15 protein-coding genes and 1 pseudogene are annotated in these 14,378 nt (G+C 36.4%); 7 read left to right on the top strand and 9 right to left on the bottom strand.

All coding sequences use genetic code 11. From position 1 onward, the window contains the following. Positions 1-113 (bottom strand): annotated as a pseudogene (prpB, locus tag ACK1JC_RS08665) (methylisocitrate lyase); the annotation flags it as partial. Between the two features lie 239 nt (positions 114-352). On the opposite strand from prpB, the gene ACK1JC_RS08670 reads away from it, so the two are divergent. The 3 genes from ACK1JC_RS08670 (at position 353) to ACK1JC_RS08680 (ending at position 2,873) form a co-directional block, all read left to right on the top strand. Continuing rightward, the gene (locus ACK1JC_RS08670) at positions 353-1,006 is read left to right on the top strand and encodes a TetR/AcrR family transcriptional regulator (protein ID WP_409511470.1); all 654 of its coding nucleotides are present in this window, start codon (positions 353-355) and stop codon (positions 1,004-1,006) included. A 122-nt stretch (positions 1,007-1,128) separates the two neighbouring features. Further along, positions 1,129-2,049, top strand: coding sequence for an ornithine carbamoyltransferase (gene argF / locus ACK1JC_RS08675; protein WP_409511471.1), 921 nt, complete (start codon positions 1,129-1,131; stop codon positions 2,047-2,049). Positions 2,050-2,402: 353 nt separating this feature from the next. Continuing rightward, positions 2,403-2,873: a hypothetical protein gene (locus tag ACK1JC_RS08680; protein WP_409511472.1), complete on the top strand. Its 471-nt coding sequence runs from the start codon at positions 2,403-2,405 to the stop codon at positions 2,871-2,873. Positions 2,874-2,886: 13 nt separating this feature from the next. Here the strand turns inward: ACK1JC_RS08680 and ACK1JC_RS08685 are convergent, their stop codons facing one another. The 5 genes from ACK1JC_RS08685 to argC all read right to left on the bottom strand — a co-directional run bounded on the left by ACK1JC_RS08685 (position 2,887) and on the right by argC (position 7,918). Next, the gene (locus ACK1JC_RS08685) at positions 2,887-3,240 is read right to left on the bottom strand and encodes a YnfA family protein (protein ID WP_409511473.1); all 354 of its coding nucleotides are present in this window, start codon (positions 3,238-3,240) and stop codon (positions 2,887-2,889) included. Positions 3,241-3,329: 89 nt separating this feature from the next. Continuing rightward, positions 3,330-5,606 (bottom strand): ATP-dependent Clp protease ATP-binding subunit ClpA, encoded by a 2,277-nt coding sequence (clpA, locus tag ACK1JC_RS08690; RefSeq protein WP_409511474.1) that lies wholly within the window; start codon positions 5,604-5,606, stop codon positions 3,330-3,332. 12 nt (positions 5,607-5,618) lie between these two features. Beyond that, positions 5,619-6,032, bottom strand: coding sequence for an ATP-dependent Clp protease adapter ClpS (clpS, locus tag ACK1JC_RS08695; RefSeq protein WP_409511475.1), 414 nt, complete (start codon positions 6,030-6,032; stop codon positions 5,619-5,621). A 19-nt stretch (positions 6,033-6,051) separates the two neighbouring features. Then, the gene (locus ACK1JC_RS08700; RefSeq protein ID WP_409511476.1) at positions 6,052-6,789 is read right to left on the bottom strand and encodes a DUF6776 family protein; all 738 of its coding nucleotides are present in this window, start codon (positions 6,787-6,789) and stop codon (positions 6,052-6,054) included. Between the two features lie 79 nt (positions 6,790-6,868). Continuing rightward, on the bottom strand, positions 6,869-7,918 hold the full coding sequence (gene argC / locus ACK1JC_RS08705) for an N-acetyl-gamma-glutamyl-phosphate reductase (RefSeq protein WP_409511477.1): 1,050 nt from the start codon (positions 7,916-7,918) through the stop codon (positions 6,869-6,871). Positions 7,919-8,141: 223 nt separating this feature from the next. Here argC and ACK1JC_RS08710 point away from each other — a divergent pair, with 223 nt between their 5' ends. Next, a complete protein-coding gene (locus ACK1JC_RS08710; protein ID WP_409511478.1) occupies positions 8,142-8,894 on the top strand; it encodes a hypothetical protein in 753 nt (250 codons plus the stop codon). Between the two features lie 3 nt (positions 8,895-8,897). Beyond that, complete coding sequence (locus ACK1JC_RS08715; protein ID WP_409511479.1) at positions 8,898-9,713, top strand: alpha/beta fold hydrolase; 816 nt, start codon at positions 8,898-8,900, stop codon at positions 9,711-9,713. Between the two features lie 115 nt (positions 9,714-9,828). Here ACK1JC_RS08715 and ACK1JC_RS08720 read toward each other — a convergent pair whose 3' ends face one another. From ACK1JC_RS08720 to rpiA, 3 genes are all read right to left on the bottom strand, one after another. Beyond that, a complete protein-coding gene (locus ACK1JC_RS08720; RefSeq protein ID WP_409511480.1) occupies positions 9,829-10,245 on the bottom strand; it encodes a bleomycin resistance protein in 417 nt (138 codons plus the stop codon). Between the two features lie 115 nt (positions 10,246-10,360). After that, positions 10,361-11,035, bottom strand: coding sequence for a SprT family zinc-dependent metalloprotease (locus ACK1JC_RS08725; RefSeq protein ID WP_409511481.1), 675 nt, complete (start codon positions 11,033-11,035; stop codon positions 10,361-10,363). Between the two features lie 181 nt (positions 11,036-11,216). Beyond that, complete coding sequence (rpiA, locus tag ACK1JC_RS08730; protein WP_409511482.1) at positions 11,217-11,888, bottom strand: ribose-5-phosphate isomerase RpiA; 672 nt, start codon at positions 11,886-11,888, stop codon at positions 11,217-11,219. Positions 11,889-12,004: 116 nt separating this feature from the next. Between rpiA and ilvA the strand changes: the two genes are divergently transcribed. Next, positions 12,005-13,543, top strand: a complete 1,539-nt coding sequence (ilvA, locus tag ACK1JC_RS08735; protein WP_409511483.1) for a threonine ammonia-lyase, biosynthetic — start codon at positions 12,005-12,007, stop codon at positions 13,541-13,543. A gap of 410 nt (positions 13,544-13,953) precedes the next feature. Next, a complete protein-coding gene (locus tag ACK1JC_RS08740) occupies positions 13,954-14,370 on the top strand; it encodes a hypothetical protein (RefSeq protein WP_409511484.1) in 417 nt (138 codons plus the stop codon). Positions 14,371-14,378: the final 8 nt, after the last annotated feature.

A 14,378-nucleotide genomic window follows, 5' to 3' on the forward strand; every position in this document is an offset into this window, starting at 1 on the left:
ATCATGGCTGCATAAGCATTGACCGTTCCAATGATTTGTAATGGTTTTTCTACTTCCAGTGCTTGTCTAAATCTTAAGCCTGCAGATGTTTGTTCTGTCATATCCCTTTCCACAGTAATTACTATATTTATCGAGCTTCGAGTATATCCGTAAGTTTTTCGTCAACGCTATGACCCTTTAGGCAAAATACTCTAAAACTTTAGTCCAAGAAAAATGAATATCAATTCATTTTTTAGACCCTTTGTACAAAAAAAATGCATCCTTTGCAATTCTTTTCTAAACGGAATTTTCTATTGCAATTTGCTATAATCACTGTCACCCAATTATTATTGACGCTAAATACCCCTCATTTATGAATAAGCATTCGGATCAGTTTGAAGCATCAGCTTGTGACACTCCACAGACAAAGAGAGGTCATGAGCGTCGTATTGCCCTTTTACTTAGCGCAAATCAGCTATTTCTTGAGCGTGGTTATGATGCAGTCTCACTTGATGATATTGTTCATCATGCTGGAGGTTCTAAAGCCAGTATTTATAAGTATTTTGGCAGTAAAGATGGTTTATTTACGGCCATTTGTGATTATCGATGTGAAATCTTTTTTAAAGACATTTGCAACCAGTTTGATTGCCAACAAGATCAATTACGTCACTATCTCATTCAAACGCTTAAGAATTTTTACCAACATCTTATTCAGCCCGAAAATGCTGCCTTTTTACGCCTTATTGTTGAACAAGCTCAACGTAGTCCTGAACTTGCTCGTTATATTATGGAGCAAGGACCTCGCCATATTCAAAAAGCTATTGAAAATGCCTTAACCAGAGCACATCAAAATAAGTTAATTCATTGCACACAACCTGAATATTCTGCACAACTTTACTTTGGTATTATTCGTGATCTGGAATGGCATATCATCATGAACACCCCTATTGAAAAAACAGAACAAGAAATAAGCAATTACATTCAATATTGTGTCGATCGCTTTCTAGATGCTCATCAAAAGCACTAGTTTTTTTGCATTTCATTTGACTTATAGTATATTAGACCATTCCCTATCTTTTTTATCTCATCAACCAACAATGAATTGTGAGTCAATTTGTTTATTGACTGAGCAATTATTGTGGAGTAACCATGACTCTACGACATTTTCTAACTTTACGTGATCTTTCTACCGCTGAGTTAAATCGCATTATTGAACGTGCGCAGGAATTAAAACGTAAACAACACAACAATGAAGTGTTCCAACCTTTCGTTGGCAAAGTCATGGGAATGATTTTTGAAAAATCAAGCACTCGTACTCGCGTTTCATTTGAAGCAGGAATGACTCAGTTTGGTGGTAGCGCAATTTTTCTATCTTCGCGCGATACTCAATTAGGGCGTGGCGAGCCAATTGAAGATTCTGCTCGTGTCATTTCAAGCATGCTTGATGTCGTAATGATTCGTACTTTTGGTCATGATATTGTTGAACGTTTTGCAGAATACTCAAGCGTCCCTGTCATCAATGCATTAACTGATGATCATCACCCTTGCCAACTCCTTGCAGATGTACAAACTTTTGTTGAACACCGTGGCTCAATTGAAGGCAAAACAGTGGCTTGGATTGGCGATGGCAACAATATGTGTAATTCATATATTGAAGCAGCACACATGTGGGGCTTCAATCTTAAAATTGCATCACCAAAAGGCTATGAACCAAAACCTGAATTTCTATCTGAATTTGCACACTGTGTAGAATTGGTTGATTCAGCAGAAGATGCTGCCGTAAATGCTGATTTAATCGTGACTGACGTTTGGGCAAGCATGGGGCAAGAAGAAGAGCAAAAAATTCGCGAAAAAGCATTTGCTGATTATCAAGTGAATGAAAAATTAATGGATTTAGCACATGCAGATTGTTTATTTATGCACTGCTTACCTGCACATCGTGGTGAAGAAATTTCAATGAGTTTACTTGATCATAAAAACTCAGTCGTTTGGGATGAAGCTGAAAACCGTTTACATGCTCAAAAAGCATTGGTTGAATTTTTAATCAATGAAAATCTCAAAAAATATTAATATTTTTTAATCAGTTATTAAAAAGGCTTTGTTAATCAAGGCCTTTTTAATAACTAAATATCATGACCAAAGCTAAAAATACAATCTATAATTTTACTAAGTTTAATCATAATATCGATCAAATTCCGAGCCGACCTACAGATCAGTACTCTTAAAAATTATTATTGATAATCAATATAATGGATATTTTTTATCATTCTCTCATCACCCAAAAATATTAGTATCTTCATAATATTTCCCCCAAATATTTCATAAAATAAATAAAATTTTTATATACAAATATATTCCCATAAAGTCAAAAATACTATTTATAATCAAAACATACTCTTAATTTTAATATGTGTATTATTTTTATGAAATTTAAAACAATTCTAGCCATTTCTATATTTTCAATCAGCTCACTTACCACATCATCTTTTGCATCAGAAGTCGATGAATATTTACAACAAAAAAATATAATCGATGCTCAATATAAAATTATCAACAAACAATACTTAAAGGATGTTTTAAGCGCACTGAATGACGAAGACTCTCGCGTTCTCCCTATTCAGGTCGATCAAAATACGATTATTGAAAAAATGCAACTCCATACTGATCACATTGAAATTCAAGGGCTTATTACATCTGAAGATTTTGCACAATTTGCACAATCTACTGGACAAGAAAAAACCAAACAATTACTTACCGAAGGTCTACTCGATAACTGCTCTTCCATTTTCAATCATGAGTTTCAGCGTAAAAATCCATATGCTGCCAATATAACACTCACATCACAGAAAAAAAGCTATCAAATCAATCTTAAAAATACGCAATGTACTTTCTAAATTTGATTTCACATTAACGAATTAAACCTTGGGGTTGCAAAATAATCATTGCAGCTCCAATCAAAACCACAGCCCCACCCAATAAATCCCAACGACTCAGACTCACTTGATCAACAAAACGCAACCACATTAAAGCCGTAAAAATATAAATTCCACCATAGGCTGCATAAATACGCCCCGATGCCGTAGGGTGCAGAGTTAAAAGCCAAACAAAAACTGCCAAACTCAAAACAGTAGGAATCCATAGCCACTGGCTTTTTCCTTGATTTAAAATCAAATATGGAAAATAACATCCTAAAATTTCTGCAATGGCTGTTACAAAGAATAAAAAAAATGTCGTTATTACTTTGGTGATCTGTATATCCATCAATTACGCCACTCTTCCAAAATTCATATATAAATCTCACAACAAAAAACCCGCGATCAACACGGGTTTTTTGTTCTTTTTAAATAACTCTAAGCAGGTTCAGCCGTTTCATCTTCAAATACTTCAAGATTCAAGCCAACCACTTTACCATCTTCTTTCTTAGCAGTAACCGCAACATTACCGCCATGATCAGCCAATTCACCAAATAAAATCATTTCAGCAAGTGGCTTTTTCAAGTGTTCTTGAATCAAGCGTTGCATTGGTCGTGCTCCCATCAATGGGTCATAACCATGCTCAGCCATCCAATCACGAGCAGACTGATCAACCTCAAGAACCACTCTTTTCTCATCAAGTTGTGCTTGAAGTTCAGTCAAGAATTTATCAACTACAGAATCAATAACAGTCGTTGGCAATGACTTAAATTGAATCACGCCATCTAAACGGTTACGGAACTCTGGTGCAAAGGCACGTTTCATTGCTTCTTGATTATCATTACTGTTGTCTTGCTCAGTAAAGCCAATACTTGTACGCGATATACTTTCTGCACCAATATTGGTCGTTAGAACAATAATCACGTTACGGAAATCCGATTTACGACCATTGTTATCAGTTAACGCGCCATGATCCATGACTTGAAGCAATAGATTAAACACATCTGGATGCGCTTTCTCAATTTCATCAAGTAACAAAACACAGTGTGGATTTTTATGGATTGCATCAGTCAACAAACCACCTTGATCATAACCAACATAACCTGGAGGCGCACCAATCAAGCGAGAAACAGCATGACGCTCCATGTACTCTGACATATCGAAACGTACAAGCTCCACACCTAAAATTTTCGCCAATTGCTTCGTAACTTCAGTTTTACCAACACCTGTAGGCCCTGCAAACACAAAACTACCCACTGGCTTATCTGGTGCTTTCAATCCCGCACGAGATAGCTTAATTGCAGATGCCAATGCAGTAATGGCTTCATCTTGCCCAAAAACTACACGTTTTAAATCACGCTCAAGATATTCAAGTACCGACTTATCATCTTTCGACACTGTTTTAGATGGAATACGTGCAATTTTAGAAATAATGTCTTCAATATTTTCTACTGTAATGACCGTATTATCTTGCTCTGCTTTTAAACGACGCTGTGCACCAGCTTCATCAATCACATCAATTGCTTTGTCTGGCAAGAAACGATCATTGATAAACTTAGATGACAACTCAACCGCAGAAACCAACGCACTGTCTTCATATTGCACGTGATGAAATTCTTCAAATCGTGATTTTAAACCACGTAAAATATCTACTGTTTCTGAAATAGATGGCTCATTGACATCCACTTTTTGGAAGCGACGTGACAATGCGTGATCTTTTTCAAAGACTTGGCGATACTCTTGAAATGTGGTTGAACCAATACAGCGCAAAGTTCCATTTGCCAAAGCAGGCTTAATCAAATTCGATGCATCCATGGTACTGCCCATACTTGAGCCCGCACCAATAATCATGTGAATTTCATCAATAAATAAAATTGCTTCAGGTTTTTTCTTTAATGCATTCAACAATTGTTTTAAGCGCTTTTCAAAATCACCACGATATTTTGTCCCTGCAACTAAAGCGCCAATATCTAAGCTAAATACTTCAGCATTCGCGAGTGGTTTCGGTGCTTTACCATTGACGATTAACCATGCCAAACCTTCAGCAATTGAGGTTTTGCCCACACCAGGATCACCAACAAGCAAGGGATTGTTTTTACGGCGACGGCACAAAATTTGTGCTGCACGCTCAATTTCTTTTTCACGACCAATAAGTGGATCGGTTTTACCTTTTTGCGCTTCGAGATTTAAATTTAAGGTATACAGCTCAAGTGGTCCTGCATTGGCAGAAGACGTTGATTCACCGTCAAGCTCCTCAGATTCTTCTTCAACCTGAATTTCTTCTTTACGTCCACCATGTGACAAGTATTGTGTCAATGTTAAACGGTTAATTTGATGGCGTTTAAGTAGATACACTGCAAATGAATCACGTTCAGAATACATTGCAACCAATACATCTGCACCTTCTACTGTACGATCACCACCGCTCGATTGAACATGAAAAATAGCACGCTGTAAAATACGGTCAAAACTTTCAGTCGGATGTGGTGCTTGGTCGCTATTTTCACCAAGCTTTGGCGTATGTTGATCTACATATTCTTCTAGTTCTTTGCGTAAAGTAACAATATCTGCGCCACATGCTTTTAAAGCATTAACTGCTGCGTCATTGTCGAGTAAAGCAAGTAATAAATGTTCAACTGTTAAAAACTCATGTCTCTTTTGACGAGCCATACTAACAGCCAAACGTAAAGAAACTTCTAATTGGCGACTGAGCATAAGACCCCCTTATTATTGTGGCTCGATCTGACAGAGTAAAGGATGTCCTTGTGATCGAGCATAGTTGTTTACTTGGTTTGCCTTCGTCTCTGCGATGTCTCGCGGGTAGATCGCTGCAATACCTTTTCCTTCATAATGTACTGTTAGCATTACTTCGGTCGCTTGGTCAAGATTCAATGCGAAGTATTGTTGTAAAACTTCGATTACAAAGTCCATGGGAGTGTAATCATCATTCATTAAAACAACAGCATACAAAGGTGGACGTTTTAATTCAGGTGGTGCAGTTTGCACGGCTAAATCACCATCACCCTCATGTTCTATCGGGTTTTCAGCCATACGAGGGCTAAGATGCCAATCAATCAAACATGTTTGTTGGAATGATATTTTGACATCATGTAAGTTGGGTTGAGATTTAGAACTATGCATATATTTTATTTTCATAAACTTATTGAACATTCGCTTCCGCTTGCGGAACTTCTGCTGCAAATGCCGCAGATGAATCTACAGCATTCCCTTTTTGCCAACTAAAACGCTTAATTGCAGGTGTTGCACCATTTAAACGAACTTCAATATATTGTGGCGCAAAACCTTTGGGCATTGTCCAACGCCCTGTTAGGCGTTCAAAATTTTCAAAATTAAAGTTACTAACTTCCATTGGAACAACAAGAACTTCAGTCCCATTAATTAGGCGTATTTCAGCGTTTCCTGATGTACGGCGACGTGATGGGCTGACTTGCATCAAATCAAGTTGATATTCAAAAGCATTTTCAGGTAATGCTTTAACTGCCAAATTTTGTACAGTCAAACTTACACCACCACGCTGACGTAGTACTTCACGGTAAATCCCGCTCATACCATCGACCTGCGTTTTTTCAGATTTACTGAGCTCTAAAGCTTTTACAAGATCATTTGAACTGTCTACAGCAACATCACGTTCTTGCACAGCCAAATTGAGATTCTTGTTTAATGTATCGAGTGTAATTTTCTGTTGCTTGACCACTTCAACCAACTGTTCTGCGTCTGCATCAAAACCAACAACCGATAAACCTTGGCGATGTCCAACTGTGTAGCCAAGTAGGATACTGCCTGCACATAATACAACGCCGCCGATCATGATCGGCATATTACCTTTCATAAATGATTTTTTAGGTTGCGACGTTGTTTTGGTTTCTGTGTTCTGCATCGTCATCTCTGAATATTGATAGCGTCAAAACACACATTTAACGCTAAAGTTAAATGTGTGTGAAGTTTTAAAGCGTTTTTTATGGTAATAATCCGATGCCTTGCAAACCAGCATCTTCCGCAAAACCAAACATTAAATTCATATTTTGCACAGCTTGACCTGCCGCACCTTTCACAAGGTTATCTTGTACTGACAATATCACTAAGCGTTTAGGTTGCGGTTTATGCAATGCAATACGTAACTGATTCGCACCACGTACCGAACGTGTTTCAGGTGAACTACCTGCTGGCATCACATCTACAAAAGTTTCATTGGCATAGAATTGCTCATACAAACTTTGTAAATCTGCTGCTTCGCCTGCATCAGTCAAATCGATATAAATTGTACTTAACATACCACGTATCATCGGCACTAAATGCGGCACAAATAAAATATGATCAAATACATTTTTTAAACCTGAAATATTTTCTAAAGCTTCCACAATTTCAGGATGATGGCGATGTCCTGCCACACCATAGGCTTTAAAATTATCTGCATTTTCAGAATAGATCATACCCAAACTTGCTTTACGCCCTGCACCTGAAACACCTGATTTTGCATCAATAATAATGCTTTCTGGTTTAACCAATGTTTCAACGTGTTTAAATAATGGCGCAAGACCCAATTGCACAGTGGTTGGATAGCAACCTGGATTACCAATCACTTTAGCATTTTTAATTTTTTCACGATTCAGCTCAGACAAACCATAAGCTGAATCTTTTAAAATATTTGGGCAAGCATGTTGCATGCCATACCATTTTTCAAACTGTTCTAAATCTTGTAAACGGAAATCTGCAGCTAAATCGATCACTTTAGTATTTGCAGCCAAAAGCTTTTCTGCATGTTTCATCGCCACACCATGTGGGGTTGCAAAGAATACAACATCACATTTTTTTAGTTCATCGATATTTAGATCTGAATATTTGAGGTCTGTATGTCCACGCAAGTTAGGGAACATATCATCAACACGGCGACCGTCTTCAGTACGTGATGTCAGTACAGTTACCTGTACATTTGGATGTCGTAGTAATAGACGCAACAATTCAACGCCTGTATAACCCGTTCCGCCAACAATACCAACTGAAATCACGATTTTAACCTCTAATGCAAAGTATCCATTTTTCAACTATGTAGTATGACAGGAAGTTGTATTTTTCTAAACAGTTTTGATGAATTCAATCTTTTTTGTTCATTTTTAACTTATATGATTGCCATTTTATAGAATTCCAAGACTAAACTTCTTATTGACAAAATATCTACACACTATAAATTAGAGTAATTACTCTAATTTTATTAGTCAGGATAATAAATAGATGATTGGATCTCGGGAATGGATGAATATAAGTCATGGAACATTAAGTTTTAAAGAAAAAATCCAACTAATTAAACAGGTTTTAGTGCCTGCGACGTTAAATTACACTAAAACATTTATTGAAAAGCCATCCACTAAAAATACGTTTCAACTCGCTGATATTCAAATTCCTGATACACCCATTGTTAAAGAAGCTATTGCCGAATTAGAAAATACTGGTAATCAAGCCATAATCAATCATTCATGGCGTAGTTATATTTGGGGTGTTGCTATCGCTCAAAATAAACAATGGCAATTTGATGAAGAAAGTTTACTGATTTCCAGTTTAATGCACGACTTAGGTTTGGTTGACCACCTTACACACTACACTTGCCAATGCTTTACTTTTGAAAGTTCGCTACGATCTGAAATTTTATGTGTAAAGCACCATTATCCTCGAGAAAAAACGGAGAATATTTCCAATGCTATTTGCCTACATATGAATGGCTATTTGGATGAGAATAATCAAAGTATATCGAAAGAAGTTTTATTACTACAAAAAGCAACTTCGTGTGACGTGATTGGAACAGACTTGGCTTTATTTTCAAGCACGTTTAGAGAGGACGTTTTAGGTTTATATCCACGTTATCAATTTAATACTCAATTCAAACAACGATTAAAGACCGAAGCCAAAAGAAATCCTCAATCTCGGACAGCCCTAATGAATAAATTAGGACTACCGATAATGATTGAAATGAACATTTTTCAGGAGTAAATAATGAAAAATATGGCACTTACCCACAAAACAATTCATTTTAATCAATATCCAATTCTGGTAGATATTCACTCACATTCAGAGAATAAACATACGATTATTTTACTTCCTGCACTAGGTATTGCAATGAGTAAATATGAAAAGTTAATTTCCACACTTTCTCAAAATAATTTAAATGTCGTGGTTGCAGATTATCCCAACTGTGGAAGAAATTTACCTCTTGTATCTGCCGATATTGATTTTGGTTATGCCGATTTATTAAATAATTTCATCCCTCAACTTGAAAAACTTGCTTTAGAAACAACACGCCAAAAACCAATCCTATTCGGTCATAGTTTAGGTGGACATTTAGCAACTTTATACACACAGAATCATGATAATAAAGTGATTGGTATAGCAACTGGGAATATTGGTTTCAAAAATTGGGACTTAAAAGGCAAGTTTAATATTTTAAAAGCGGTGACTGTGATTAATACCATGATTCTAAAAGATGGTTATTTTGCAGGTTATAAAATTTCTTTTGGAAACCGTGAAACAAAGTCACTCATGCGAGATTGGTCAAAAGTGGTTTTTACAGGTCATTACAGGCACATCATTGGACTTGAAAATATTGTTAAAAATGATGCTTTATTTATCTCTTTACTGGGTGATGATTTTGCCCCAATGCGTTCAATGCTCGGTTTAAGTTGTTATTTTAAACATCCTCAAATTGAAACTTTAGATTTAACCCGAGAACTCAAAGGTAATCAGCATGCTGTTTGGATTAAACAGCCTAACGAAGTAGTGAAATTAATTCAGGAATGGTTAAATCATGCCTAAATTAATAAATTCCATCTCTTATTTGAACGTCATAAAGATTTATCAATATTTTACAATAAACTATCAAAACTTAGAGTAATTAAAACTCGTACATATAAAGATTTAATTTTAAAATTTAAGATATTGCTCTATCTCCAATGACTGCAATAATTCTCAATAAATAACCGTCAGGATCTTGAACTAAAAATTGTTTTTGCCCATGCTCTACATTTTCCGCACGATACCAACGCTCCTCCAATCCTGAAAATATTGACCACTGAGCTTTGTGTAAGCGATTTAAAATATCATCAAGTTGTTTAACTTCTAATTGAAAATTTATCCCTCTTCCCAATGGATAATTCAATTCTCCTGTTACCCATTGGTCGTCCTGAAGCTCTTCTAACATGAACTGCGCACCATTGAGCTCTAAATACATGAATTTTTCTTCAGTCCGTTGATACTTTACCGAAAATCCAAGAATATTCACCCAAAAATAATAACTTTTCTCTAGATCAGTTACGATTAATTCAGGGACTAACGCATTCCATTTCACTTATAAATCCAACCCTATCAATAAGAAATTTAAAACTCGATATTTTATTTAGATATGACCGTTATATCTTATGGTTATACAGATTTTAACTTAAATTAAAAATTCACATACTCTCTTATGCCCACCACCATGGCATTACACTACTTTTTAAAATTTTCCGATGATGTTTATAATTTGCATCATGCTTTTCAACTTCTGCCCAAAACACAGAACTATGATCAAAATGCTGTGTATGTGCTAACTCATGCACACAGACATAACGTGCCATTGCGACATCACACAAAACCAACGCACTATTGAGCATAATATCATGTTTAGATGTACAACTGCCCCAACGAGTCTTAGGCTGTCGAATAGCACATTCAGCAAAATTTAAACCAATTTCCGAACTAACTTGCTGTAAATAGATGGGTAAATAATGCTTGGCATATGCAATCACAAAGGCTTTTAAATAAAGCGCAGGCTCACGATCACTGATTAATAATTGATGATCTTTCTCATTAAGAATATAAGATTTTTTTTGTGTTTGATAAGTGACTTTTAAAGGTTGCTCTAAATTAAAAAGCTTTAATTCTATTGGTAATACCTTATCAACTTGCCCTGATTTTTCTTGTTGTTTCTGCCATGTTTCAATCATCCACTGTTCAGACTGTTGTAAAAAATCATTAATCTGTCGTTTTGTACAAAATTTCGGTACAGTTAAACGAATTTGAGTGGGTTCAACACGTAAGCGTAAACGAGTCGCTCGTGCATGATGGCTAATTTGAATTTCGGGTAAGTTTGGCGTCATTTTATTCTATAGATTTATAATCAGATTTAGAGTTCCCCCTCCTTTTAGGAGAGGGCTAGAGAAAGGTTTTCTTTTACCCCCTCATCCTAGCTTTCTCTCAAGGGAGAAGGAACTTTCAATACGAATTTAAATGAAGATAAATATTCATTTAAATTTTCAAAAATATTATTGAATCAATAAATTAAACCGCTGTGCGCTCTTCAATACCATTATCGGTCGCAACAACGGCAATATCTGCTTTATTGATTGCAAAAATACCATTACATACAACACCTGGAATGTTATTCAGTGTTTTTTCTAACTCTAATGCATTTAAAATATTTAAATTAAAGACATCTAAAATCACATTACCATTATCTGTCACAACACCTTCACGGTAAACAGGATCACCACCTAGAGAAACGATTTTACGTGCAACAGCAGAACGTGCCATTGGAATAACTTCAACTGGGAGCGGGAAATCACGACCCAACTGATCGACCCATTTTGAATCATCTACGATACATACAAATTTTTTCGCAATAGAAGCTACAATTTTTTCACGCGTCAATGCAGCACCACCACCCTTGATCATATGCATATGACGATCAATTTCATCTGCACCATCCACATAAGCATCTAAACCGCCAACATAGTTCATATCGACTACTTCAATACCCAGTTTTTTCAAGCGTTGTGCTGTTGCTTCAGAACTCGCAACGGCTGCTTCAAGTTGTAATTCAGGCAAAAGTTCAATGAGGAAATTCACAGTACTGCCTGTACCTACGCCTAAAATCCCCCCTTTTGGTAAGTGTTTTAAAGCGGCTTGGGCTGCAGCTTGTTTTTTCTCGTCCTGGGTAGCATAAAGGCTCATGACATCTCTCTATAAATTTTCAGATTCTTTGCACATTTTGCATAATTTTAAAACGCAAATGTACAGGGGTTTGTTACAATGAGCGCTCATTTTAAACTGTTAGATGGAAAATTAACATGCTGTCTCGTTTGGTTCGACAAATATTACAGGCAACGGTCTACGACGTTGCAATCGAAACTCCACTCGAAGCAGCGCCACGAATTAGTGAGAAGCTCAATAATAATATCCGCTTCAAACGTGAAGACTTACAGCCGGTCTTCTCTTTCAAGTTACGTGGGGCATATAATCGTATAAGTCAATTAACAAAATCTCAGCTTGAACGTGGCGTAATTACCGCTTCTGCAGGCAATCATGCACAAGGTGTAGCACTATCGGGTCAAAAGCTAGGTATTACTGCAATTATTGTCATGCCAAAAACCACGCCTGATATTAAAGTACAAGCGGTGAAACGTTTAGGTGGTCAGGTTGTATTACATGGCGATTCTTTTGATGTTGCGAATAAATATGCCATTCAACGTGCTGCTGATGAAGGTATGACCTTCATCCCACCTTATGATGATGAATTGGTCATGGCTGGACAAGGCACCATTGCCAATGAAATTTTACGCCAATGGCGTGATGTCGAATATGTATTCGTTGCAGTCGGCGGTGGCGGTTTAATCGCAGGTGTTGCCGCTTATTTGGGTGATGTTGCACCGCATGTCAAAGTTATTCCTGTGGAATATGATGAATCAGCGTGTTTAAAAGCTGCATTTGAAGCCAATAAGCGTGTGATTTTACCTTCAGTGGGCTTATTTGCCGATGGTACTGCCGTTGCTCAAATTGGTGAGAAACCATTTGAAGTGATTCAACTGCAAAAATCGGATAATTCAGGTCCGATCGTTGAGCGTGATGTCATCCTTGTGAATACCGATGAAATCTGTGCTGCCATTAAAGATACATATGATGAATGCCGTAGTATTGTCGAACCATCTGGTGCAATGGCTTTGGCAGGGATTAAAAAATACGTTGCCGAACATGGCGTAGAAAATAAAAATATGGTCTCCATTGTCTGTGGTGCAAACATGAACTTTGATCGTTTGCGTTATATTGCCGAACGTACAGAGTTGGGAGAGCGTAAAGAAGCCATTTTTGCTGTGACCATTCCTGAAGAAAAAGGCTCATTCCTTAACTTCTGTCGTGCTTTGCAAGGTCGTAACATTACAGAGTTCAACTACCGTGCAAGTAGCTCAAGTGCTGCACAAGTTTTTGTGGGCATTAGCTTAAAAGCTGGTGACAAAGAACGTCAAGATATCTACGACTTACTCAACACCAATTATGATATTGATGATTTGTCTGATGATGAAGTGGCAAAACTCCATATTCGCTACTTAGTTGGCGGACATGCAGATATTGAAAATGAACGTTTATTCCGTGTAGAGTTCCCTGAACGTCCGGGTGCATTACTGACGTTTTTAGAACGTCTTGGTCCTACACATAATATTACTTTGTTCCATTATCGTAATCATGGTGCAGCTGAAGGTCGTGTTTTAGTGGGTTTGGAAGCCGAAGATGCGCAGCAAAATCCTGATGGTTTAATTGAAACATTGGAAAGTATTACTTATCCTTATGAGGAAATTACCAACAACTTGGGCTACCAACGCTTTTTAAAATAAATATTTTAACTTCAATGGATTAAAACACAAATAGCCTGCCTGTCAGGCTATTTTTTTCGACTACTATACTTCATTTTGCACTTTTAATTAAAACTATGCTGACTACATATACCTATTCATCTTCAAATAAAAAATTTATAGCAACTATATGATATTTTTTACTTTAAACATATTTAACAATTTTTATAAAACTTAAATACATAAAAGTATTTCTATTATTCTTTCTTTACATATTCTAAGTGACTTTTCTTGGTCTTACCGCTCTCAAACCTTACAAAAATTGTCACATATTCATCATTTATCGTCATTTTTAACCCAAACCCACCCATTCCGATTTATATACATAATTTAACCCTAAGTTCAAAACTATATTGATTATAATTAAGCCAAGCTTAAATAAGGGTGTGAATATGAAAAGTTGGAGAAATTTTTTAATCTTTCCATTGATTTTACTGCTCATTATCAATACTTTTTTTAGTTTGGTGAATATTTCTTATTCTACCAATTCTTGGTTAAGCATCACCGCTGTGGTCTTTCAATGCCTAAGCTTCATTATTGTACCATTTTCGATGTTACGCCTCGCACCAGCACATCCCTATATTGCAACGACATGCTATATGAGTCTCTTATGGGCGCTGATGTATATTGCACGTATTTATCTAAACAATGAAACTTTTGCACAACAAGGTCTTTCATTAGTTTGGAGTGGTGTATTTTGGACCATTTCAGCAATGAGTATTTACTTCTTTTATATCGATCCACACTTTCAACATCATGTTATTGAGCATAATACACACACATCTAGAAACCAAAAGTTAAAGTCATAAAGTTATGT

The sequence above is a fragment of the Acinetobacter sp. TY2 genome (genome assembly GCF_046269225.1).
Taxonomy (GTDB): domain Bacteria; phylum Pseudomonadota; class Gammaproteobacteria; order Pseudomonadales; family Moraxellaceae; genus Acinetobacter.

Bases quoted from the DNA above. Each gene is read 5' to 3' on its own strand.
- argF (WP_409511471.1), top strand. From the start codon at position 1,129: ATGACTCTACGACATTTTCTAACTTTACGTGATCTTTCTACCGCTGAG.
- clpA (WP_409511474.1), bottom strand. From the start codon at position 5,606: ATGCTCAGTCGCCAATTAGAAGTTTCTTTACGTTTGGCTGTTAGTATG.
- ACK1JC_RS08710 (WP_409511478.1), top strand. From the start codon at position 8,142: ATGATTGGATCTCGGGAATGGATGAATATAAGTCATGGAACATTAAGT.
- ACK1JC_RS08685 (WP_409511473.1), bottom strand. From the start codon at position 3,240: ATGGATATACAGATCACCAAAGTAATAACGACATTTTTTTTATTCTTT.
- ACK1JC_RS08680 (WP_409511472.1), top strand. From the start codon at position 2,403: ATGAAATTTAAAACAATTCTAGCCATTTCTATATTTTCAATCAGCTCA.
- ACK1JC_RS08725 (WP_409511481.1), bottom strand. From the start codon at position 11,035: ATGACGCCAAACTTACCCGAAATTCAAATTAGCCATCATGCACGAGCG.
- ACK1JC_RS08740 (WP_409511484.1), top strand. From the start codon at position 13,954: ATGAAAAGTTGGAGAAATTTTTTAATCTTTCCATTGATTTTACTGCTC.
- clpS (WP_409511475.1), bottom strand. From the start codon at position 6,032: ATGCATAGTTCTAAATCTCAACCCAACTTACATGATGTCAAAATATCA.
- ACK1JC_RS08670 (WP_409511470.1), top strand. From the start codon at position 353: ATGAATAAGCATTCGGATCAGTTTGAAGCATCAGCTTGTGACACTCCA.
- rpiA (WP_409511482.1), bottom strand. From the start codon at position 11,888: ATGAGCCTTTATGCTACCCAGGACGAGAAAAAACAAGCTGCAGCCCAA.
- ACK1JC_RS08700 (WP_409511476.1), bottom strand. From the start codon at position 6,789: ATGCAGAACACAGAAACCAAAACAACGTCGCAACCTAAAAAATCATTT.
- ilvA (WP_409511483.1), top strand. From the start codon at position 12,005: ATGCTGTCTCGTTTGGTTCGACAAATATTACAGGCAACGGTCTACGAC.
- ACK1JC_RS08715 (WP_409511479.1), top strand. From the start codon at position 8,898: ATGAAAAATATGGCACTTACCCACAAAACAATTCATTTTAATCAATAT.